Raw genomic sequence first — 22,339 nt, 5'->3', positions numbered from 1 at the left:
CCAAGCCCTTCCCTCGTACCCGCCCACCCGCCCGACTCAGTCGGCCAAGAGGTCAGCCTCCAAGCCCTCCCGCCCACCCGCCGCCCGCCGCCCTCCCGTTTGCTCTCTTTTCAAGCTGAGCCTCTAAAACGCCCGAGACGGGTGGGTGGGTGGGCAAGGCAGTTTCCTCAGCCTCGGCGCCGGCGCGTCATCAGCACCGCTCCGCTACCCATCGCCAGCAGCAACACCGCCCCACCCGCGATGTACGGCGTCGTGGAACTACCCCCCGTCTCGGCCAACCCCGCCTCCGCAGGCGCCCCTTGGGGCTTCACATCCGGTGCCGGCTTCGACGAGGGCGGGGTCACGGCGGCGACCTTCGGCGCCTCGCACGTCGCCTGCGCCAAGGTCACCGTCCCCTCGACGTCGGCGACGTTCAGCTTCAACGGGTTGACGGAGACCTTGAGTTCGAGCGCGGTCGCGGCGGCCGTACGGGACGTGGTCGACCTCTTGGACAGGTCGAGGCGGACCGAACCGACCCCCGGCACCTCAACATCCGTAGGACCACTGGCGGTCACTGTGATCCGCTTGCCGAGCACCGTCACCGCCCCCGGCAGATGCGACGTGGCCACGGGCGCCTTCCCCGCCTCGCACGTCGCCTTCGAGGTGACCGCGTCGATCTCGATGAGCGAGAGCAGCGGCAGGCCGGGAACATGGAGCCGCGCGTGGGCGAGGTTCGTGTAGCCCTCGGCCTTGGTCGCGGACACCGTCGCCTTCGCCGTGGCGACGTCCGCGCTGAGCACACTGAACGCCTGACCGCCGTTCACCCCGTCCAACTGGGCGGTGAGCGCGGTCTTTTCGGCACTCTGCGGCGCCTGGACCTCGTTGAGGGAGACCGCGAGCGGGACGTCCACGGTCTTGTTGAGCAGGGACACGTCGAGCCCGGTGCGGAGCACGACGGCGCTCGCGCGACCCTGGTCAACGGTCGCGTGGGCGGACCCCGCGCCGGCCAGCGCCACGGGACCGGCGGCGAGGGCGGTCGCCGTGGCCACGGTGGCCCAACGGCGTGCGGGCATGCGGAAGTTGGTGCCGTTCAAGGTGTGGGACCCCCAGAAGAGACATGCTTGGGACCCGGTAAGAATTACCCACGACGAGTGAACCGTCAGCAATCCTGCGTCACTTCACCCCATCGTGGGTTTTCCGTGAACGTATTCGAATCGCCTGGCGACTATTCGACCACCAGCCCGTTCAGCACCACCCGCCGCGGCGACGCCAGCACGCGCACATCGGCGCGCGGGTCGGCCTCATAGACGACGAAGTCCGCCGGCGCACCCTCATCGAGCCCCGGCCGCCCGAGCCACCGCCGCGCACCCCACGCGGTCGCCGACAGCGCCTCTACGGCGGGGATGCCGGCGGTGACGAGTTCGGCGACCTCGGCGGCCACCAGGCCGTGGGCGAGGGAACCCCCGGCGTCCGTGCCGACGTAGACCGGGACGCCGGCGTCGTAGGCGGCGCGGACGGTGTCGTAGCGCCGCTCGTACAGTCGCCGCATATGGGCCGACCAGCGCGGGAACCTGGCGTCGCCGCCCTCGGCGAGCTGCGGGAAGGTCGCGATGTTCACGAGGGTCGGGACGATCGCGACGCCCCGTGAGGCGAACAGCGGGACGAGGTCCTCGGTGAGGCCGGTCGCGTGCTCGATGCAGTCGATGCCCGCCTCGACCAGGTCGCGCAGCGCGTCCTCCCCGAAGCAGTGCGCGGTGACGCGCGCGCCGAGCCGGTGGGCCTCGGCGATGGCCGCGTCCACCGCTTCGCGCGGCCAGCAGGCCGACAGGTCACCGAGGTCGCGGTCGATCCAGTCGCCGACCAACTTGACCCAGCCGTCGCCGCGTTGGGCCTCCTGGGCGACGTAGGAGACGAGTTCGTCGGGTTCGATCTCGTGGGCGAAGTTGCGGATGTAGCGGCGGGTGCGGGCGATGTGTCTGCCCGCGCGGATGATCTTCGGGAGGTCTTCGCGGTCGTCGATCCAGCGGGTGTCCGAGGGGGAGCCGGCGTCGCGGAGCAGGAGGGTGCCGGCGTCGCGGTCGGTTCGGGCCTGTTGCTCGGCGGTGTCGGCGTCTACGGGGCCGTGGGTGCCGAGGCCTACGTGGCAGTGGGCGTCGACGAGGCCTGGGAGGGCCCAGCCGTCAATCGTCCGGATGTCATCGGCGTCGACGGGACGGTCGTAGGAGATGCGGCCGTCGATGACCCAGAGTTCGTCGCGGATGTCCTCCGGCCCCACAAGGACCCGGCCCTTTACGTGCAGCACGGCTTGATCGCTCATGGGACGCACGATAGTTCGTCGAGTGCGGGTCCGTTGTGGCTGGTCGCGCCCACGCGGCGGAGCCGCACATCGACACAGCCCCGCGCCCCTTTAGGGGGTGCTTTCCTCGTCCTGTACTTCAGCCATCGCGGGCTCCAGGAGCCTCGACAAGAAGTGGCGGGTGCGGTCGTGCTGCGGGTCGCCGATCACCCGGTCCGGAGTGCCCTCCTCGACGATCAACCCCGCGTCCATGAACACCACCCTGTCGGCCACCTCACGCGCGAACGTCATCTCGTGGGTGACGACCATCATCGTCATGCCCTCGTTCGCGAGCATCCGCATGACCGCGAGCACGTCTCCGACCAGCTCGGGGTCGAGTGCCGACGTCGGTTCGTCGAACAACATCACCTCGGGGCCCATCGCCAACGCCCTTGCGATCGCCACGCGTTGCTGCTGGCCGCCGGAGAGGGAGGCGGGGTAGGCGGCGGCCTTCTCCGACAGACCTACGCGGCGGAGGTTCTCGGCGGCGACCTTCGCCGCCTCCGTCTTGTCGCGGCGCAGGACCCTCCGTTGGGGCAGGGTGAGGTTCTCGGTGACGGTGAGGTGCGGGAAGAGGTTGAACTGCTGGAAGACCATGCCGATACGGCGGCGTACGGCGTCGATGTCGACATCGGGGTCGGTGATCTCGGTGCCGCCGACGAACACCCGTCCCTGGGTGGGTTCTTCGAGGAGGTTCACGCAGCGTAGGAGGGTCGACTTGCCGGAGCCGGAGGGGCCGATGACGCACACGACCTCGCCCTGGCCGATCTCCAGGTCGATGCCGCGCAGCACCTCGTTGGTGCCGAACGACTTGTGCAGGCCGCGGACTTGGATCTCCGGAGTGCCCGTGACCGGACCGCGGTTCACCGGACCGCCTCCCCCGTCTTCGTCTCCATGCGGCGGACCACGAAGCTCAGCGGGATCGTGACCAGGAGGTAGCACAGGCCGGCCACCAGGATCGGGGTGGAGTTGGCTGTCGTACTCGCCAAGTCCCGACCGTATTTGGAGAGTTCGCGTTCCTCCAGGGTGACGCCGAGGAACAGGACCAGGGAGGAGTCCTTGAAGAGGAGGACGAGTTCGTTGGTCAGCGGCGGGAGGATGATCCGGAACGCCTGCGGGACGATGATCGACACCATGGCCCGCGCCTGGGAGAACCCGAGCGAACGGGCCGCCTCCAACTGCCCTTTGGGCACCGCCTGGATGCCCGCGCGGATCGTCTCCGCCATGTACGCGGCCGACACCAGGCCGAGCGCGAGGGCGACCTTGCCGTACGTGCCGCCGACGATCTCCGTGCCGGGGAAGGCGAGGGGCACGGCGACGCCGACGAAGATGAAGATCAGCAGGGCGGGCAGGCCGCGGAAGATCTCGATGTAGATCCCGGCGAGCCAGCGGTAGGGGCCTACCGACGACAGTCGCATCAGCGCGACGACCATGCCGAGGACGAGTCCGAAGACGAAGCCCGACAGGGTGTAGAGCACGGTGTTCTTCAACGCCAGGGTGATGACGTCGGGGAACATCTGCTTGGCGATGCTCCACTGTGCGAACTGGTTCTTCAGGCGGCCCCAGTCGGCGGTGACCGCGAAGACGATCACGACGGCGGCGAAGACGGCGTACTGCACGCCTTGGGACAGCCTGCGCCGCTGACGTCTGCTCAACCCCTGTCTCCTGGGCTGGAGTCGGGGGTCCGCGGTGTCGCCGGTCATGAGGCCGACGGAGAGGCGGTGGCCGAGGCGTCGTAGGGGCCGATCCACTTCTCGTAGAGCTTCTTGTACGTGCCGTCGGCCTTCGCGTCCTTGATGGCCTTGTTGATGGCGGCGAGGAGTTTCGTGTTGCCCTTCTTGACCGTGAAGCCGTACTGCTCACCGGTGTTGAGGTTGTCGACGACCTTGAAGGCGTCGGCGTTGGCCTTGGTCTTGAGCCAGCCCTGGACGACCGGGTAGTCGATGATGACGGCCTGGACCTGGCCGGTGCGCAGGCCGTTGAGGACGGCGTCGGAGGACTCGAAGGAGACGGGGTCGAAGCCCTTGCTCTTGGCGTAGTCCTCGCCGGTGGTCTGCGCCTGGGCGCCGAGCTTCTTGCCCTTGGTCTTCACGTCGGCGAGGGAGGTGATCCCGCTCTTCCTGTCGACGAGGACGGCCTGGGTGGCGTCGAAGTACGGGTCGGAGAAGTCGACGTTCTTCTTGCGCTCGGCGGTGATGGTCATGCCTGCGGCGGCCAGGTCGCACTCGTCGGCGTTGAGGAAGGCGCCGGTCTTGAAGTTCTCGAAGGGGGTGTCGAGGATCGTCTGCTTCACGCCGAGGTTCTTGGCGACCAGGTCGATGAGGGAGACGTCGAAGCCCTGTACTTTGCCGTCGATCTCGGACTGGAAGGGCGGGTAGGGCAGGTGGGTGCAGGTGGTGAGTTGGCCGGCCTTGACGAGTTCGACGCCACCGGCGGCGGTCTTCGAGCCGCTGTCGCTCGACGTGCAGCCGGCCGCGAGGACGAGGGCGAGTGCGGCCGTCGCGGTGGTGGCGGCCAGGGTGCGGGACCGGCGGCCGAGGAGCGTGTTCACGGAGGCCTCCTGTGACGGAACTATGGGTTCCGATTATTCGGAGGGGTTGGGCGGGCCGCTCACCCGGAACGGTGACCAGGGGGCCGTCCGGGCTAAGAAGTCGCCGGTTACGCTCATCTCCGTCGATCAGGACCGTCCGGCCCGACCCCTCCCCCAGTCCCTCCCGGCCCCTCTCCCCGTCCCTCCCCGCGAGCGAAAGAGCACCGCCATGACCCACCCCTTCCTCGACCTGGCCCCGCTGAGCGCCGCGCACTTCGCCTCGATCGAGGACCGGGTGGCCCGGCTGCTCGGCACCGAGCAGGATGTCGTGATCATGCAGGGCGAGGCGCTGCTGCCGCTGGAGGGCGCGATCCGTTCGACGGCGGGGCCGGGCACGCTCGCGCTGAACGTCGTCACCGGCCCCTACGGGCAGACCTTCGGGAACTGGCTGCGGGACTGCGGTGCCGAGGTGATCGATCTCGCGGTGCCGTTCCACACGGCGGTGACCGCCGACCAGATCCGGGAGGCCTTCGCCGAGCACCCCGAGATCGACTTCGTGTCCCTCGTCCACGCCGAGGCCGCGACCGGCAACACCAACCCGGTCGCGGAGATCGGCGAGATCGTGCGCGCGCACGGCGCGATCTTCTACCTCGACGCGGTGGCGTCCATCGGCGCGGAGCCGGTGCTGCCGGACGCGTGGGGTGTCGACCTGTGTGTGATCGGCGCGCAGAAGGCGATGGGCGGCCCGGCGGGTGTGTCGGCGGTGTCGGTGAGCGCGCGGGCGTGGGCCCGTATGACGGCCAACCCCGGGGCCCCGCGCCGCTCGTACCTCTCCCTCCTCGACTGGAGGGACCGCTGGACCGACGCCGGCCGCACGACGCTGCCGCACGCACCGGCCCAGTTGGAGATGCTCGCGCTGGAGGCGTGCGTGGAGCGCATCGAGTCGGAGGGCCTGGATGTGCTGATGCGCCGCCACGCGACCGCGGCGGCGGCGACGCGCGCGGGCGCGCTCGCCCTGGGCGGCGGCCTCGAACCGTACGTCCACGCTGCCGCTGAGGCCGCACCGGTCGCTACGACGCTCAGGACACCTCCGGGTGTCGTGGCCTCGGAGCTGGTGGCAAGGGCCCTGTCCTCGGACCCGGCCCTGCCGCTGGCCGCCGGTGGGGGTGCCCTGGCGAAGGAGATGATCCGGGTCAACCACTACGGGGTGGACGCGACGGTGGGGGCGGTACAGAGCTCCTTGGCAGCGCTGGGCGCGGCGCTGGCGGAGCAGGGGGTGTCGGTGGACCCGGAGAGCGCGCGGTCCGCCGTCGAAAGCACGTGGCGGTAGTCGTGGGCTGAGGTGGTGCTGGGGGTTCCGCCCCCAGACCCCCGATCGGCCCTGAAGGGGCCTCGTCCTCAAACGCCGGACGGGCTGAGTCATGCCGGCCTGCGTTGGAAGGCGCCGGACCTGACGCAACGGGCACCCACGCGGAACCGAACCCTCATGCCATGCTCCCCCGCATGACCACTGACACGCCCCAGACGCTCCCCGACGGCCGCCCCTTCCCCGCCATGACGGGCGCCGAACGCCCCATGCTCGAAAGCTGGCTCGGGTTTCATCGCGCCACGCTGGAATTGAAGTGCGCCGGTCTGGACGACGCACAGGTGCGGCTCGCGGCGGCCGCGCCCTCCTCGTTGACGTTACTCGGCCTGGTCCAGCATCTCGCCGAGGTCGAACGGAACTGGTTCCAGCGGGTGTTCGGGCTCGACGTGCCGACGGTGTACGGCAGCGAGGACGGGTATGCCCTCGAACCCGGGCGCGGGATGGACGAGGCGCTGGCCGTGTGGCGGCGGGAGGTCGCGCGCGGGCAGGAGCACTGTGTGGGGCTCGCACTGGACGATCTCGGGCGGATCCCGGACGGGCCGATGGCCGGGGGCGAGGTCAGTCTGCGGTGGGTGCTGATTCATCTGGTCGAGGAGTACGCGCGGCACAACGGTCACGCCGACATCCTTCGGGAAAGCATCGACGGCGTCACCGGAGCCTAATTTCGATATAATTCCCGGGAATTTTATCGCCGTCTTTACGGGCAGCTTCCCATATTCTTCTGCCCGATTTCAGCGCACCCAAACGCAAATAATTCGCGTAGATCTCGTGAGGGTTACACCCTTGTGACCCGTTACACAGGTCACCCGTTTTGCCCTTTATCTGCGGGTCAAAGCAGTACATAGCATGCTCCCTCGCACGCGTGATAACACAGCACCGCCTCAGACGTAACCCCATCCCTCCATGCAATTTAGAATTTCCCTCGGTAAATTCAATTCGCATGACTGCCACCCAAGCAGACCTGCACATCGACCGCCCCACGGTGGCCGACGGCGCCGCGTTGTGGCGTATTGCCAAGGACTCGAACGCCCTCGACCTGAACTCGTCGTACAGCTATCTGCTGTGGTGCCGGGACTTCGCCGGTACCTCCGCCGTCGTGCGGGACGAGCGCGGGGAGCCGGTCGGCTTCGTCACCGGGTACGTGCCGCCGGACCGGCCGGGCACCCTGCTCGTGTGGCAGGTGGCCGTCGACGCCGCGCAGCGCGGTCGCGGGCTGGCGGCACGGCTGCTCGACGGACTCACCGAGCGGGTCTCCGGCGACTACGGGGTGACCGCGATCGAGACCACGATCACGCCCGGCAACACCGCCTCCGAGCGCCTCTTCACGTCGTACGCCGAACGCCACGGCGCCACCGTCGAACGCACGGTCCTCTTCGAGGCCGGTGACTTCCCGGACGGACCGCACGACCCCGAAGTGCTGTACCGCATCGGCCCGTTGAGCCTCTGACGGCCCTCCGCCGGTGGAGTCTCTGACGGCTCCCGGCCGGTTCCCCAGACTTCCCGCCACACCCCGCACCCCCTCACCCCCCACCCCGAGGAGCGATTCGCGTGACCATCACCCAGCCCGATCTCAGCGTCTTCGAGACCCTGGAGTCCGAGGTCCGCAGCTACTGCCGCGCCTGGCCCACCGTCTTCGACCGGGCCCGGGGCAGCCGTATGTACGACGAGGACGGCCACGCCTACCTCGACTTCTTCGCGGGCGCCGGCTCGCTGAACTACGGGCACAACAACCCTGTCCTGAAACGGGCGTTGATCGACTACCTGGAGCGGGACGGCGTCACGCACGGGCTCGACATGTCGACCAGTGCGAAGCGCGCGTTCCTGGAGACCTTCCAGGACCTGGTGCTACGGCCGCGCGACCTGCCGTACAAGGTCATGTTCCCGGGCCCGACCGGCACCAACGCCGTTGAGTCCGCACTGAAGTTGGCGCGGAAGGTGAAGGGCCGCGAGTCGATCGTGTCGTTCACCAACGCCTTCCACGGCATGTCGCTCGGCTCGCTCGCCGTGACCGGCAACGCCTTCAAGCGGGCCGGCGCCGGCATCCCGCTGGTGCACGGGACGCCGATGCCGTTCGACAACTACTTCGACGGCAAGGTCCCCGACTTCCTGTGGTTCGAGCGGCTGTTGGAGGACCAGGGCTCCGGCCTCAACAAGCCCGCCGCCGTGATCGTCGAGTCCGTGCAGGGCGAGGGCGGCATCAACGTCGCCCGCCCCGAATGGCTGCGCGCGCTGGCCGAGTTGTGCGAGCGCCAGGACATGCTGCTGATCGTCGACGACATCCAGATGGGCTGCGGCCGCACCGGCGCGTTCTTCTCCTTCGAGGAGTCGGGCGTCGTCCCGGACATCGTCACCGTGTCCAAGTCCATCAGCGGCTACGGCCTTCCGATGTCGCTGTGCCTGTTCAAGCCGGAGCTGGACATCTGGGAGCCGGGCGAGCACAACGGCACCTTCCGCGGCAACAACCCGGCGTTCGTCACCGCCACCGCCGCCCTGGAGACGTACTGGGCGGACGGTTCCGCGATGGAGAAGCAGACCCGGGCCCGCGGTGAGCGGGTCGAGCAGGGACTGATCTCCATCACCGAGGAGAACCTCGCCGACATCAAGGAGTACCGGGGCCGCGGCCTGGTCTGGGGCATCGAGTTCAAGGACCCCGAGCGCGCCGGCCGGATCAGCGCCCGCGCCTTCGAACTCGGCCTGCTCGTCGAGACGTCGGGCCCGCAGAGCGAGGTCGTGAAACTCCTCCCCGCGCTGACCATCACCCCCGAAGAACTGGACGAGGGGCTGAGCATCCTCGCCCGCGCCGTACGCGAGACCGCCTGACCCGACATTCCTATCTGATACTGCGTCAAGGAGGCGTCACCACACCGTGATTGTTCGTTCGTTCAAGGAACTCGAAGGCACCGACCGGCACATCAAGGCCGCGTCCGGCACCTGGGAGAGCAAGCGCATCGTCCTCGCCAAGGAGCGGGTCGGTTTCTCGGTGCACGAGACCGTCCTCTACGCGGGTACCGAGACGTCGATGTGGTACGCGAACCACATCGAGGCCGTCGTCTGCGTCGAGGGCCACGCCGAACTCACCGACGACGAGACCGGGCAGACGTACACGATCACGCCCGGGACCATGTACCTCCTCGACGGCCACGAGCGGCACACGATGCGGATCAAGGAGGACTTCCGCTGCGTCTGTGTCTTCAATCCGCCCGTCACCGGACGGGAGGACCACGACGAGAACGGCGTCTACCCGCTGCTGACCGAACCCGAGGAGGTGTGACGAGCATGACCACCGTCACCAGCGTCACCGACCTGTACCCCAGCCGCGGCACCACCGAGGTGTCCGCCCCGCGCAAGGACCCCGTCGTCTGGGGCTCCCCCGACACCCCGGGGCCGATCCCGACGGCCGACCTCCAGGCGTTCGAGCGCGACGGCTTCCTCTCCATGCAGGAACTCCTGCGGGACGACGAAGTCGACGTCTACCGGCGGGAGTTGGAGCGTCTCGTCACGGACCCGGCGATCCGGGCCGACGAGCGGTCGATCATCGAGTCGAAGTCCAAGGAGATCCGGTCCGTCTTCGAGGTGCACCGGATCAGCGAGGTGTTCGCGCGCCTCGTGCGCGACGAACGGGTCGTCGGGCGGGCGCGCCAGATCCTCGGCTCGGACGTGTACGTCCACCAGTCCCGGATCAACGTGAAGCCCGGCTTCGGCGCGAGTGGCTTCTACTGGCACTCGGACTTCGAGACCTGGCACGCCGAGGACGGGCTGCCGAACATGCGCACCGTGTCCGTGTCGATCGCGCTCACCGAGAACCACGACACCAACGGCGGCCTCATGATCATGCCGGGCTCGCACCGGACGTTCCTCGGCTGCGCGGGCGCGACCCCCGAGGACAACTACCGCCAGTCGCTCCAGATGCAGGACGCGGGCACCCCGTCCGACGAGGCGCTGACCGGCATGGCCTCCGAGTACGGCATCAAGTTGTTCACGGGCAGGGCGGGTTCGGCGACCTGGTTCGACTGCAACTGCATGCACGGCTCCGGCGACAACATCACGCCGTTCCCGCGCAGCAACGTCTTCATCGTGTTCAACAGCGTGGAGAACAAGGCAGTTGAGCCGTTCGCCGCGCCGGTACGACGGCCCGAGTTCATCGGGGCACGGGACTTCACGCCGGTGAAGTGACGGCCAGGCGGTTCGCCGCAAGCGCATCAGGGCACCTCGGTCACGACGACCGGGGTGCCCTTCCGCACTTCAACTCCCGTACGGCATCAGCCTCTTCTGCCCGCGTCAGCCGGCCAGCACCTCCAGCAGACGGTCCACGTCCTCGGCGGTGTTGTAGAGATGGAAGGCCGCCCTCAAGTTCCCCGCCCGGTCGGAGACTTCGACCCCGGCCGCGCTCAACTCGCCCTGCCGGTGGCCGAGTCCGGGCACGGAGACGATCGGTGAACCGGGTGACGCCACCGGTTCGTGCCCGAGGGTGTCGAGGCCCGCGCGGAAGCGGTCGGCGAGAGCCAGGTCATGCGCGCGTACGGCGTCGACCCCCAACTCCTCCAGCAGCGCGAGGGAGTGGCGGGCACCGGCGTAGGAGAAGAGGGCCGGGCTCTCGTCGAACCGGCGGGCGGAGTGGGCGAGTTCCTCGACCGGGCCGTAGCAGCTGTCCCAGGGCGCCTCGCCCGCGACCCAGCCGGCGAAGACCGGGTTGAGGCCGCCGAGGTCCTCCGGGGTGACCAGGAAGGCGACCCCGCGCGGGCAGAAGAGCCACTTGAAGCCGACGGCGGCGACATAGTCGTAGGCGTCCGCGTCGAGGTCGAACCAGCCGGCGGCCTGCGACGCGTCGAGGTACGTACGCGCCCCGTGTTCGCGTGCCGCCGCCCGGAGCGCGGGCAGGTCGGCGATGCGGCCGTCGGCGGACTGGGCGGCGCTGACCGCGACGAGTGCGGTGCCGGGGCGTACCGACTCGGCGATCCGCTCCAGCGGGACGGCGCGCACCTTGAGGTCGGGGCGCATGTGGAAGGGGTTCACGACGGAGCTGAAGTCGGCCTCGGCGGTGAGGACTTCGGCGCCGGCGGGCAGCGACGAGGCGATCAGTCCGCTGTAGACCGCGACCGAGGCCCCGGCCGCCACCCGGCCCACCGGTACGCGGGTCAGGCGGGCGAACGCGGCACGGGACGCCTCGACGTCGTCGAACATGTCGGTCGGTGTGCCGACCGCGGCGGCCTCGATGGCGGTGTGCATCGCCGTGACCGTGCGGGTCGGGAGGAGGCCGGTGCTCGCGGTGTTGAGGTAGGTGTTCTTCGGGGCGAACTCGGCGCGGACGAGGCTCTCGAAGGTCTCCATGCCACCACTCTGCGGTGCCGCGAAGCCCTCGTCCATTGCGATTTTTTACGTGGATCCGCTAAGGAACGCTTATAGGTCACGGCATGATCGACGAGCGATCGGCCCTGACCAGCGCCTTTTCAGGACTGCGGTACCGCGCACCCGTCGGGCCCGCACGCCTCCGCGCCGCCGTCGGCAGCACTTCCGGCAGCGCTGTCGATCAGCTTCAGCGGCGCGTGCTCGCCCCACGCCTGGGTCAGCGCCTGGGCGAAGACCTCGGCGGGCTGGGCGCCGGAGACGCCGTACTTGCGGTCGAGGACGAAGAAGGGGACGCCGTTCGCGCCCAGCTCGGCGGCCTCGCGCTCGTCGGCGCGGACGTCGTCGGCGTACGCGGTCGGGTCGGCCAGCACCTTGCGGGCGTCCTCGGCGTCCAGTCCGACACCGGCGGCCAGCTCGACGAGCCGCTCGTCGTCGCCGAACACGGACCGCTCCTCGGCGAAGTTCGCCTTGTACAGCGCCTGGATCAGCTCGTCCTGGCGGCCCTGCGCCTTGGCGAAGTGGAGGAGGCGGTGCATGTCGAAGGTGTTGCCGTGGTCGCGGTCGCGGGTGCGGTAGTCGAGCCCCTCGGCGGCGGCCTGCGTGCCCAGGTTGTCCTCACCGGCCTGCGCCTGCGCCTCGCTCATGCCGTACTTCTTGGTGAGCATCTTGAGCACGGGCTGGGTGTCGTCCCTGGCGCGCCCCGGGTCCAGTTCGAAGGACCGGTGCACGACCTCGACGCCGTCACGGTGCGGGAACGCGTCGAGCGCCTTCTCGAAGCGGGCCTTGCCCACGTAGCACCAGGGGCAGGCGATGTCGGACCAGATCTCGACGCGCATTCTTCGGCTCTCTTCAGGACGTACGGGTGAGAGACAGAGGCTCTCTGTCTCCCCCGTGAACGTTCAAGCAGCTCGCTTCATTCCCCCGTCACGACCAGGCGCATCCTCAGGTGGTGACTGCCGTCGGCCGGCTCGGCGACCCACCCCTGGCGGACGTAGAAGGCCTGCGCGCGTTCGTTGTCGACATGTACGTCGAGTACGGCGGTCCGCCGGCCGTCGGCCCGCCACTGTTCGAGGCAGGCCGCGTGCAGGGCCGTGCCGAGGCCGGAGCGCCACTGGTCGGGGTCGACGTGGAACTGGAACAGCGCGACCGTGTCCGCCGGGTCGCCCTCCTGGGTGCGGAAGGAGGCGATGGCGACGATACGGCCGTTCTCGACCACGCACAGGACATGGGCGTCGGGCCGCTCGATGACGCCCCGCCAGGCGGCGAGCCAGTCCCGCCCGTCCTCCGGGACGCCGTCGGGGTAGTACGTCGCCCGGGCGCGCGCGTGCAGCGCGGCGACGCTCTCCGCCTCGGCGGGCAGAGCGGTTCTGATCACCCGGTTCTCGATGGCACGGTCACTGATCACGCAACCGATGACGTGACCTCGGCCCCGCCGGTTCCCAGGCGGCTGAACTGGGCCCGGTAGGCGCTCGGCGTCAACCCGGTGCGGCGGACGAGGTGGCCGCGCAGGGAGTCCGCCGTGCCCAGACCGCAGGCGCGGGCCACCTGGTCCATGGGGAGGGCGGTGGTCTCCAGGAGTTCCCTGGCCCGCTCGACGCGCTGGTGGAGCAGCCACTGCAAGGGGCTCACCCCGCTCTCCGCGTGGAAGCGGCGGGTGAGGGTCCGCACACTGACACCCGCGTGCCGGGCCAGGTCGGTGAGGGTGAGCGGCTTGTCGAGGTTGCGCATGGCCCAGCCCCGGGTGTCCGCGCAGGCGACACCGCGCTCGGGCGGCAGCGGAGTCTGCGTGAACTGGGTCTGCCCGCCCGGCCGTACGGGTGCGACGAGGGCGAGGCGGGCGACCTCGTTGGCGACGGCGGCGCCGTAGTCGGTGCGGATGATGTGCAGGCAGAGGTCGATGCCGGCGGCGTATCCGGACGCGGTCAGGAACTGGCCGTCCTGGACGTAGAGGACGTCGCCGGTGAGGTCGACCTCCGGATAGCGCCTGCGCATCTCCTCGGCCTGGTTCCAGTAGGTCGTGGCCCGGCGTCCGTCCAGGAGACCGGCCTCGGCCAGGGCGAACGCGCCGCTGCAGATGGAAGCGATGCGCTTGCCCGCGGCGGCGGCCTCGCGCAGCGCGCTCACCGTGCGCGGATCAGGCGTGTACCGGTGGCCCGTGCCGACGACGAGCACCAGGTCCGCGTCCCGCACGACGCCGAGCCCCTGCCGTACGTACAGGTCGAGGCCGCCCGTCGTGGGCACGGGACCCGGTTCCGGAGCACAGATGACCGTCTCGTAGCCCCGTTCCCCATCGACCTCGACCCGTTCGAACAGCAGCTCCGGGATGGCCAGGTTGAACATCGAGACGGGGGTCGCCGCGACGACGGCGACCCGACGGGGACGGCCGGGGCGGCCGGACTGGGTCATGACCAGAACCTCCGGGTGTATGGCGTTCCGGCCACTACTGTACGGCCTCGCACATGCGCAGCATGGATGCATGACAACACCCGCGTCGCCGTCCGCCACCCAACTCACGCCCCGCACCGGCGATTTGAAGAATCCCTCCCCCACACTCACCCTCACCGCCGCCCTTCTCGGCTTCGCGCTCATCACCCTCGACGCGTCCGTGGTGAACGTGGCGCTGCCGTCGATCGGGACCGCGCTGGGCGGCGGGATGTCGGGGCTCCAGTGGGTGGTCGACGCGTACACGCTGTCCTTCGCCGCGCTGATGCTGTCCACCGGCGCCTTCGCGGACCGGGCCGGGGCGAGCCGCGCGTACGCGATCGGCATCACGGTCTTCACCCTCGCCTCGGCGGCCTGCGGCCTGGCCCCGAACCTGCCCGCGCTGATCGGCGCCCGCGCACTCCAGGGCATGGCGGCGGCCGTGGTCCTCCCGGCCTCCCTGTCCCTCGTACGACAGGCCTACGCCGAACCGGTCAAGAGGGCGCGGGCGGTGGCGACCTGGGCCGCGGGCGGCGCGGTGCCGGTGGCCCTCGGCCCGGTGGCCGGAGGTGTGCTGACCACGGTCTGGGACTGGCGGGGCATCTTCTTCATCAACCTGCCACTGGGCGCGACGGCACTGGCACTACTGCTCCGGGCCCCCCGCTCGGAACGCCGCCCCGCACCCCTGGACCTCCCCGGCCAGCTGACAGCGGTGATCGCCCTCACAGCGGCGACGTTCGCGGTGATCGAGCGCGGGGGCACAGGACTTGTGGCCGCACTCGTCGCGATCCTCGCGGCCGCGGCCTTCATCCGCATCGAACGGCGCCAGTCGCATCCGGTGGTGCCGTTCGCCCTGTTCCGCAGCCGTACGGTGTCGGTGGCGGTCGCGACGGGTGCGGCGTGCAGCGTCGCCTTCTTCGGCCTGACCTTCGTCTTCGCGCTCTTCTTCCAGCAGGTGCAGGGCCGTTCGGCCTTGTACGCCGGGCTGATGTTCCTGCCGATGACCGGCCTGATCCCGCCGACGAACATCGTGGCGGGCAGACTGGCGGCCCGGTACGGCGCCCGACTCCCCATGCTGGCAGGGCAGTTGCTGGCCGCACTGGGCGCACTCGTCCTGCTGTACGTCGACGCGGGCACGCCCCCGCTCCTGGTGGCCGTACTCCTCGTACCGATGGCCCTGGGCTGCGCCCTCACGGTCCCACCACTGACCGCCGTGATGATGGACGCGGTGGCGGCGGAGCGTGCGGGCCTGGCGGCCGGTGTCCTCAACTCCGCACGTCAGGTGGCCGGCGGCCTGGGCATCGCCGTGTTCGGAGCGCTGGTCTCCGCCGACTTCACGGCCGGCCTGCGAGAGAGCCTCGCGATCAGCGCGACCCTCTTCACGGTGACGGCCTTCCTCAGCTTCCGTCTCGCAGATCGTCCGGCCAACTCGGCCTGAACTCAAGGTGGTCGTACGTCACGACACACCCCTCCCCCATCGGCGACTGCGTCATGAACCCGACGAGCGCATCGCCCGTCTCCTTCTCGTCACCGAGGGTGAAGAGCCGGACGAATATCCACCGCTTCCCGTCCCGAGAGGCATGAAAGGCAAACGCCCGCCCGGTCCGACTGACCCGCAGCCACACCGAACTACCGTCCACCGAGAAGGAGTTGGCGTCGTCCGAATGCCCTCGGGTGACCACCGTGCACACGGTAGGCACATCGGGCGAGTACTCCAGACAGAGCTTGGCCCAGGCCCGCTCCCCCACGTGGACGTAGAGCACCCCGGCATCAAAGGACCCCGCGAACCCGACGGTGACCCGGGCTATCAGCTGAAAGTCCCCGTGCGGCGCCCCGAGAAGACGGGGCGCATCGGAGGCAGGGTCCAACCCCTCCCCGGTGGGCGGCACGAACCGATCCTGCCGGGGCCCGGCCCACCCGCTGAGCACACCATCGTCGTACGACCAATGCCCGTCAGGCCCGTAAGTCCGGAGGGGAAAGGGCAGTTGGGAGATCTCCAATTCCATCCACTCATCATCTCAGGCCAAGGGGATGTCCTTTAGGGGCGCGGGGCTGTATCGATTTGCGGCTCCGCCGCGTGGGCGCGACCAGCCACAACGGACGGTCAGACCGAAAACCACCGCACCCCAACGACGCTACCGCTCCAGATGCCCGTCATAACGCCGAGGCAGCCCCAGCGGATTACCGTCCCGCAACTCCAACGGCAGCAGAGCCTCAGGCGTGTTCTGGTAAGCCACAGGCCGCAGCCACCGCTCAATAGCCGTACCACCAACAGAAGTTGAGGTAGACGTCGTAGCCGGGTAAGGCCCCCCGTGATGCTGCGCGGGCGCCACCGCAACCCCCGTAGGCCACGCATTGACCAACACCCGCCCGGCCAACGGCGTCAGCTCCGCCAGGATCTCCACCCCACGCCCCTCCCCGGCCGCCTCCCCCGCCGACAGATGAACCGTCGCCGTGAGATTCCCGGGCAGTCGCGACAACACGGCATGAGCCTGCGCGTCATCGTCGTAGCGCGCCACGACAGTGACCGGCCCGAAGCACTCCTCAAGAAGCAGGTCGTACGCCCCCTCGGACACCAGCTTCTCCGCCGGCACCGTCAGGAACCCAGGACTCACCGTGTGCTCACTCCCCGCCCCCGGCGTCACCGGCGACTCCACCTCGGGCAACCCGGCCCGCTCGGTGACCCCCGCGAGGAAGTTGTCACGCATCCGGTGATCCAGCAGCACCCCGGAGTCCGTATCACTCACCGCATCCGTAAGGGACTTGACCAGCCCATCCCCGGCAGAACCGGACGGCACCAGCACAAGCCCGGGCTTCACGCAGAACTGCCCGACGCCCAACGTCATCGAACCGGCGAGCCCCGTGCCGATCGCCTCGGCCCGCTCGGCCGCGGCCGCCTCGGTGACAACTACCGGGTTCAGGGAGCCCAGTTCGCCATGGAACGGGATCGGAACCGGTCGCGCCGCCGCCGCGTCGAACAGCGCGCGACCGCCCCGTACGGACCCGGTGAACCCGGCCGCCGAGACCAGCGGGTGCTTGACCAGCTCGACGCCCGCCTCGAAGCCGTGCACCAGGCCGAGGACGCCGGCCGGGATGCCCTGCTCGGCGGCGGCCCGGCGCAGCACGCTCGCGACCAGCTCGGACAGGCCGGGGTGGTCGGGGTGCGCCTTGACGACGACCGGGCAGCCGGCGGCCAGCGCGCTCGCGGTGTCGCCGCCGGGGACCGAGAAGGCGAAGGGGAAGTTGGAGGCCGAGTAGACGGCGACGACGCCCAGCGGCACCTTGTAGCGGCGCAGGTCCGGGATCGGCGGGGTCGCCGTGTCGTCGGGGTGGTTGATGACCACGTCGAGGAAGGCGCCCTCGTCGACGATGTCCGCGAAGGCCCTCAACTGGTAGCAGGTGCGGGCGAGTTCGCCGTTCAGCCGGACCGGGCCCAGCGCGGTCTCCGCGTCGGCGACCTCCACCAACTGGTTCTTGGCCGCTTCGAGCTGGTCGGCGGCACCGCGCAGGAAGGCGGCGCGGACGGTACGGTCGGCGAGCGAACCCCGTGCCGCGTGCGCGGCGCGGACGGCGGTGTCCACCTCCTGGGCTGTGGCCTCCACCGCAACCTGTTCACGCTGCTTCCCGGTTCGGGGGTCGACACTCCAGACTGGTGCTGCTGCCACCGCGGGTCCCTCCACACATGTAATGCCGCAGTTCTGGGTCATTCACCAGGGTCGTTCGATATGCTGAACGCTGTCTCTGATGATGAATATGCTCTCGGAGACTATTTCCCGTCGAACGAAGGGGTCAAGGGCGATGTCGGCAGGCGAGACAGGCGGCGGGGCACAGGTCAAGTCCGCGGTGCGGACGGTGGAGCTGCTCGAATACTTCGCGGGCCGGCCCGGTATGCACTCCCTCGCGTCGGTCCAGGAGGCCGTCGGATATCCCAAGTCCAGCCTCTACATGCTGCTGCGCACGCTGGTCGAACTGGGCTGGGTGGAGACGGACGCGACGGGCACGCGATACGGCATCGGCGTACGGGCACTGCTCGTCGGCACCTCCTACATCGACGGCGACGAGGTCGTGGCGGCGGCCCGACCGACGCTGGACCGCCTCTCCGACGACACCACGGAGACCATCCACCTGGCCCGCCTCGACGGCACGAACGTGGTCTATCTGGCCACCCGCCAGTCCCAGCACTATCTGCGGCCCTTCACCCGCGTCGGCCGCCGCCTCCCGGCGCACTCGACCTCGCTGGGCAAGGCGCTGCTGAGCACGTACTCCGACGAGCAGGTCCGCAAGATGCTCCCGGAGACGCTGCCCGCGCTCACCGAGCACACGATCACCGACCGCGAGAAGCTCATCGAGGAACTCCACCAGATCCGCGACCAGGGCTTCGCCGTGGACCGCGAGGAGAACACGCTGGGCCTGCGCTGCTTCGGCGTCGCGATCCCGTACCGCACCCCCGCGCGGGACGCGATCAGCTGCTCGGTGCCGGTGGCCCGGCTGACTCCCGCGCACGAGCAGATGGTGAAGGACGCCCTGTTCGACGCCCGTGACCGACTGACCCTCGCCACCCGGAGGCTCTGAACTCATGCAGGTCGCGCTCCGTCCCGTGCACGACAGTGATCTGCCGGTCTTCTTCCGGCTGACGAACGACCCCGAGTCCGTCCGGATGGCCGCCTTCACCGCGAAGGACCCGACCGACCGGGACGCCTTCGACGCCCACTGGAAGCGCATCCGCGCCCTGCCCGGCGTGCTGAACCGCACGGTCCTCGCGGACGGCGACGTGGTGGGCAACATGGCGGTCTACGGCGAGCCGGACGAGCGCGAGGTGACGTACTGGATCGACCGCGCCTACTGGGGCAAGGGCATCGCGACGGCCGCACTGCGCGACCTCCTGGCCGAGGCGCCCGAACGCCCGGTGTACGCGCGCGTGGCGGCCGACAACGAGGGCTCGCGGCGTGTGCTGGAGAAGTGCGGGTTCCGCGTCACCGGAAACGACCGGGGGTTCGCGAACGCGCGGGGCGAGGACATCGACGAGCTGCTACTGACGCTGAGTTCGTGAACACTCGTCGAGCCGGCTTCATGAGCACTCGATGAGAAAAGCGCCGTAAGGGAACGATTCGTTCCCGTCCGATCGTCTTCAGAGCGGGATGAACAAGACGATCAGGCGCACCTCCGTCTTCGTACTGCTGCTCGTGTTCGCTCTGCTGGTGCGGGCGACCTGGGTGCAGTTCTACGACGGCCAGGCACTCGCGGACGACAAGGACAACCGGCGCAACGCGATCAAGACGTACGCGGCCCCGCTCGGGAACATCATCGTGGCCGGGAACGCGATCACCGGCTCGGCGCGGACGAAGAGCAGCAGCGACCTCGCCTACAAGCGCACGTACACGGACGGCAAGCTCTACGCGGCGGTGACGGGCTACGCCTCGCAGAGCTATGCGCCGACGCAGTTGGAGGGGATCTACGCCGATCTCCTCGACGGCACGGACAGCAGCCTGAAGACGGCCATGGACACGGTCACCGGCGAGCGGGCCGCCCCGGGCAGCGTGGTCACGACGATCGACCCGGATGTGCAGAAGGCCGCTTACGACGCGCTCGGCGACAAGAAGGGCGCCGCCGTCGCGATCGATCCGACGACCGGCAAGATCCTCGCCGTCGTCTCGACCCCGTCCTACGACCCGTCCGCGCTGACCGACGCCAACACGGCGGCGTCGGCCTGGAAGCAGCTCACCGCGGACTCCGACAAGCCGCTGGTCAACCGTGCGCTGCGCCAGCCCCTGCCACCGGGTTCGACGTTCAAACTGGTCGTCGCGGCAGCCGCGTTGGAGGACGGGCTGTACTCCTCGGTGGACGAGAAGACGACGAGCCCCTCGCCGTACACCCTGCCCGGCACGGTCACGAAGCTGACGAACGAGAGCTCCTCCGCGCCCTGCGAGAACGCCTCGATCCGGGGCGCGCTCCAGTACTCGTGCAACACCGTGTTCGCGAAGATGGCCGTCGACCTGGGCCAGGACAAGGTCAAGGCGATGGCCGAGAAGTTCGGCTTCAACGACGACACGCTGGACATCCCGGTACGGGCGTACCCGAGCGTGTACCCGTCGAACATGAACAAGTCGTCCACGGCCCTGACGGGCATCGGCCAGTACGACGTGACCGCCACCCCGCTCCAGATGGCCATGGTGTCCGCAGCCATAGCCAACGACGGCAAGCTGGTCTCCCCGCACATGGTCTCCGAGACCACCGACAGCGGCGGCGATGTGGTCCACAACTACGACGACAGCACGACGACGAAGCAGATCGTCAGCTCGCGCACAGCCCGGCAACTCCAGTCGGCGATGCAGACGGTCATCACGGACGGCACCGGCACGAACGCCGAGATCGCGGGCGTGACGGTCGGCGGCAAGACGGGTACGGCCCAGCACGGCGAGAACAACGACCAGTCGCCGTACGCCTGGTTCACCGCCTACGGCAAGTCCGACTCGACGGGCAAGCAGGTCGCGGTGGCGGTACTGGTGGAACAGTCGGACGCGGCAAGGTCGGAGATCAGCGGCAACGGCTTGGCGGCCCCCGTGGCCAAGGCCATGATGAAAGCGGCGCTGCTGTAGCGCCCTGTTGTTGCTTTTAGGGGCGCGGGGAACTGCGCGACCAGCCACGACGAACCGCCAGCCGACCGCGCAGCGACCTCTACTTCTACTTCACACCCAGAATCTGCTCCACAGGGTCGATCGCGAAGTACACCAGGAACAGCGCGGACACCCCCCACAGCAACCAGTTGACCTCCTTCGCCTTACCGAGCACCGCCTTGATCACGACGTAGGAGATGAACCCGGCGCCGATCCCATCGGTGATCGAGTACGTGAACGGCATCGCGGCGATGGTCAGGAACGCCGGAATCGCGATCTCGTACTTGTCCCAGTCGATGTGCTTGACGTGAGTCATCATCAGGAACCCGACGGCGATCAGCGCAGGCGCGGCGGCCTGAAGCGGCACGATCGTGAGCAACGGCGTAAGGAACAACGCCAGCCCGAACAACCCCCCGGTGATCAGATTCGAGAACCCGGTACGCGACCCCTCACCGACCCCCGAAGCCGACTCGATATAGGCGGTGTTGGAGGACGCGGACCCGAGCCCGCCGGCGACGGCGGCCGCCCCGTCGATGAACAGGACGCGCCCGATGTTCGGCACCTGTCCCTCCTCGTCCAGGAGACCGGCCTCCGCGCTGATACCGACGATCGTGCCCATCGCGTCGAAGAAGTCCGACAGGATCAGCGTGAAGATCAGCAGAATGACGGTGATCGCGCTGGTCTGGCCGAACGCGCCGAACAGGCTGAAGTGGCCGATGAGTCCGAAGTCGGGCGCGGCCACGATCTTGTCCGGCACCTTGGGGGTCATCAGGCCCCAACTCTTGATGTCGGCAACGGAGTTGATGATGATCGCGAGGACGGTCATCGTGACGATGCTGATCAGGATCGCGCCCTTCACCTTGCGGGCGAACAGCGCGATGGTGAGCAGGACACCGAGACAGAAGACCAGAACGGGCCAGCCGGTGAGATGGCCGACGGCGCCGAGCTGCACGGGGACCGTGGTCTCGGCGGCGTCCGGTATACGACTGACGAAGCCCGCGTCGACGAAGCCGATGAACGCGATGAACAGGCCGATACCGACGCCGATGGCCTGCTTGAGCTGTTGCGGGATGGCGTTCATGATCGCCTCGCGCAGCCCGGTGAGGACCAGGACGCAGATCAGGACGCCCTCGATGACGACGAGGCCCATCGCGTCGGGCCAGCTCATCAGCGGCGCCAACTGGAAGGCGACGACGGCGTTGAGGCCGAGGCCCGCGGCGATCGCGAGGGGCAGGTTGCCGCCGACGCCCATGATGACCGTCATCACACAGGCCACCAGGGCGGTGGCGGTGACCAGTTGGCCGGTGTCGAGCGTGTGCCCGAACTTGTCCTTGGCGCTGCCCAGGATGATCGGGTTCAGGACGAGGATGTAGGCCATCGTGAAGAACGTGGCGAAGCCACCGCGTATCTCACGGCCGAAGGTGGATCCCCGTTCGGAGATCTTGAAGAACCGGTCGACACCGTTCGCCGCCGGTGGTCCGGCACTTGGCCGGTCGGGCACCTTCTCTGACTCGGACATGCGGGTACTCCTCGTGGCTTCAATGATCGGTGCGCGGATGCTGGCTGGATTGTTCCCGCGTTGAACCTGTTTCAGGTTTTCCCCGTGTTACGGAATCGAGGTCGGCCTGCCAGTCGGTGGTCGACCTGTCAGACACCGTTCGAAGGTCCGTACCAGATCGGCCAGTTGATCACTGCTACGCTTCCGGATCTCGCGGGGATCATCCCCGAACAAACACGTGTCATCTACA

22 protein-coding genes are annotated in these 22,339 nt (G+C 68.9%); 10 read left to right on the top strand and 12 right to left on the bottom strand.

The genetic code is table 11. From position 1 onward, the window contains the following. Positions 1-167: 167 nt before the first annotated feature. From OG194_RS36540 to OG194_RS36520, 5 genes are all read right to left on the bottom strand, one after another. Complete coding sequence (locus OG194_RS36540) at positions 168-1,073, bottom strand: SCO1860 family LAETG-anchored protein (RefSeq protein ID WP_327405025.1); 906 nt, start codon at positions 1,071-1,073, stop codon at positions 168-170. 131 nt (positions 1,074-1,204) lie between these two features. Further along, a complete protein-coding gene (locus OG194_RS36535) occupies positions 1,205-2,296 on the bottom strand; it encodes an amidohydrolase family protein (protein WP_327405024.1) in 1,092 nt (363 codons plus the stop codon). 90 nt (positions 2,297-2,386) lie between these two features. Beyond that, the gene (locus tag OG194_RS36530; RefSeq protein WP_327405023.1) at positions 2,387-3,181 is read right to left on the bottom strand and encodes an amino acid ABC transporter ATP-binding protein; all 795 of its coding nucleotides are present in this window, start codon (positions 3,179-3,181) and stop codon (positions 2,387-2,389) included. Beyond that, the gene (locus OG194_RS36525) at positions 3,178-4,017 is read right to left on the bottom strand and encodes an amino acid ABC transporter permease (RefSeq protein WP_327405022.1); all 840 of its coding nucleotides are present in this window, start codon (positions 4,015-4,017) and stop codon (positions 3,178-3,180) included. Before OG194_RS36525 ends, OG194_RS36530 begins: the two co-directional genes overlap by 4 nt. Beyond that, positions 4,014-4,865 (bottom strand): transporter substrate-binding domain-containing protein, encoded by an 852-nt coding sequence (locus OG194_RS36520; RefSeq protein ID WP_327405021.1) that lies wholly within the window; start codon positions 4,863-4,865, stop codon positions 4,014-4,016. Before OG194_RS36520 ends, OG194_RS36525 begins: the two co-directional genes overlap by 4 nt. 208 nt (positions 4,866-5,073) lie before the next feature. Between OG194_RS36520 and OG194_RS36515 the strand changes: the two genes are divergently transcribed. The 6 genes from OG194_RS36515 (at position 5,074) to thpD (ending at position 10,383) form a co-directional block, all read left to right on the top strand. Next, positions 5,074-6,174, top strand: a complete 1,101-nt coding sequence (locus OG194_RS36515; RefSeq protein ID WP_327405020.1) for a pyridoxal-phosphate-dependent aminotransferase family protein — start codon at positions 5,074-5,076, stop codon at positions 6,172-6,174. Positions 6,175-6,347: 173 nt separating this feature from the next. Beyond that, complete coding sequence (locus OG194_RS36510; RefSeq protein ID WP_327405019.1) at positions 6,348-6,872, top strand: DinB family protein; 525 nt, start codon at positions 6,348-6,350, stop codon at positions 6,870-6,872. Between the two features lie 278 nt (positions 6,873-7,150). Beyond that, entirely contained in the window at positions 7,151-7,657 is a 507-nt protein-coding gene (gene ectA, locus OG194_RS36505; RefSeq protein WP_327405018.1) for a diaminobutyrate acetyltransferase, read from the top strand. A 101-nt stretch (positions 7,658-7,758) separates the two neighbouring features. Continuing rightward, positions 7,759-9,030: a diaminobutyrate--2-oxoglutarate transaminase gene (ectB, locus tag OG194_RS36500; RefSeq protein ID WP_327405017.1), complete on the top strand. Its 1,272-nt coding sequence runs from the start codon at positions 7,759-7,761 to the stop codon at positions 9,028-9,030. A 46-nt stretch (positions 9,031-9,076) separates the two neighbouring features. After that, positions 9,077-9,481 (top strand): ectoine synthase, encoded by a 405-nt coding sequence (locus OG194_RS36495; RefSeq protein ID WP_327405016.1) that lies wholly within the window; start codon positions 9,077-9,079, stop codon positions 9,479-9,481. Between the two features lie 5 nt (positions 9,482-9,486). Continuing rightward, entirely contained in the window at positions 9,487-10,383 is an 897-nt protein-coding gene (gene thpD / locus OG194_RS36490; protein WP_327405015.1) for an ectoine hydroxylase, read from the top strand. 105 nt (positions 10,384-10,488) lie between these two features. On the opposite strand, the gene OG194_RS36485 is transcribed toward thpD, so the two are convergent. The 4 genes from OG194_RS36485 to OG194_RS36470 form a co-directional block, all read right to left on the bottom strand. Beyond that, on the bottom strand, positions 10,489-11,574 hold the full coding sequence (locus tag OG194_RS36485) for an aminotransferase class V-fold PLP-dependent enzyme (RefSeq protein ID WP_327405014.1): 1,086 nt from the start codon (positions 11,572-11,574) through the stop codon (positions 10,489-10,491). Between the two features lie 83 nt (positions 11,575-11,657). After that, on the bottom strand, positions 11,658-12,392 hold the full coding sequence (locus OG194_RS36480) for a DsbA family oxidoreductase (protein WP_327405013.1): 735 nt from the start codon (positions 12,390-12,392) through the stop codon (positions 11,658-11,660). Positions 12,393-12,469: 77 nt separating this feature from the next. Further along, positions 12,470-12,961: a GNAT family N-acetyltransferase gene (locus OG194_RS36475; RefSeq protein ID WP_327405012.1), complete on the bottom strand. Its 492-nt coding sequence runs from the start codon at positions 12,959-12,961 to the stop codon at positions 12,470-12,472. Then, complete coding sequence (locus tag OG194_RS36470; protein WP_327405011.1) at positions 12,958-13,962, bottom strand: GlxA family transcriptional regulator; 1,005 nt, start codon at positions 13,960-13,962, stop codon at positions 12,958-12,960. The genes OG194_RS36475 and OG194_RS36470 overlap by 4 nt, the downstream gene beginning before the upstream one ends. 70 nt (positions 13,963-14,032) lie before the next feature. Between OG194_RS36470 and OG194_RS36465 the strand changes: the two genes are divergently transcribed. Continuing rightward, positions 14,033-15,415: an MFS transporter gene (locus tag OG194_RS36465; protein WP_327405010.1), complete on the top strand. Its 1,383-nt coding sequence runs from the start codon at positions 14,033-14,035 to the stop codon at positions 15,413-15,415. On the opposite strand, the gene OG194_RS36460 is transcribed toward OG194_RS36465, so the two are convergent. Together OG194_RS36460 and OG194_RS36455 are read right to left on the bottom strand one after the other, a co-directional pair. Continuing rightward, a complete protein-coding gene (locus tag OG194_RS36460) occupies positions 15,375-15,983 on the bottom strand; it encodes a DUF1349 domain-containing protein (protein WP_327405009.1) in 609 nt (202 codons plus the stop codon). The genes OG194_RS36465 and OG194_RS36460 overlap by 41 nt on opposite strands. Positions 15,984-16,112: 129 nt before the next feature. Then, positions 16,113-17,642 (bottom strand): aldehyde dehydrogenase (NADP(+)), encoded by a 1,530-nt coding sequence (locus tag OG194_RS36455; protein WP_327405008.1) that lies wholly within the window; start codon positions 17,640-17,642, stop codon positions 16,113-16,115. Positions 17,643-17,775: 133 nt separating this feature from the next. Here OG194_RS36455 and OG194_RS36450 point away from each other — a divergent pair, with 133 nt between their 5' ends. The 3 genes from OG194_RS36450 (at position 17,776) to OG194_RS36440 (ending at position 20,573) form a co-directional block, all read left to right on the top strand. Further along, a complete protein-coding gene (locus OG194_RS36450; RefSeq protein WP_327405007.1) occupies positions 17,776-18,549 on the top strand; it encodes an IclR family transcriptional regulator in 774 nt (257 codons plus the stop codon). A gap of 4 nt (positions 18,550-18,553) precedes the next feature. Further along, positions 18,554-19,027: a GNAT family N-acetyltransferase gene (locus OG194_RS36445; RefSeq protein ID WP_327405006.1), complete on the top strand. Its 474-nt coding sequence runs from the start codon at positions 18,554-18,556 to the stop codon at positions 19,025-19,027. Between the two features lie 88 nt (positions 19,028-19,115). Then, positions 19,116-20,573, top strand: a complete 1,458-nt coding sequence (locus OG194_RS36440) for a peptidoglycan D,D-transpeptidase FtsI family protein (RefSeq protein ID WP_327405005.1) — start codon at positions 19,116-19,118, stop codon at positions 20,571-20,573. Positions 20,574-20,658: 85 nt separating this feature from the next. Here the strand turns inward: OG194_RS36440 and OG194_RS36435 are convergent, their stop codons facing one another. Next, positions 20,659-22,110, bottom strand: coding sequence for an NCS2 family permease (locus tag OG194_RS36435; RefSeq protein WP_327405004.1), 1,452 nt, complete (start codon positions 22,108-22,110; stop codon positions 20,659-20,661). Between the last annotated feature and the right edge of the window lie 229 nt (positions 22,111-22,339).

The organism is Streptomyces sp. NBC_01288, assembly GCF_035982055.1.
Classification (GTDB): domain Bacteria; phylum Actinomycetota; class Actinomycetes; order Streptomycetales; family Streptomycetaceae; genus Streptomyces.
The sequence above is the reverse complement of the archived record's forward strand: the minus strand, read 5'-3'. Positions and strand labels throughout refer to the sequence as shown.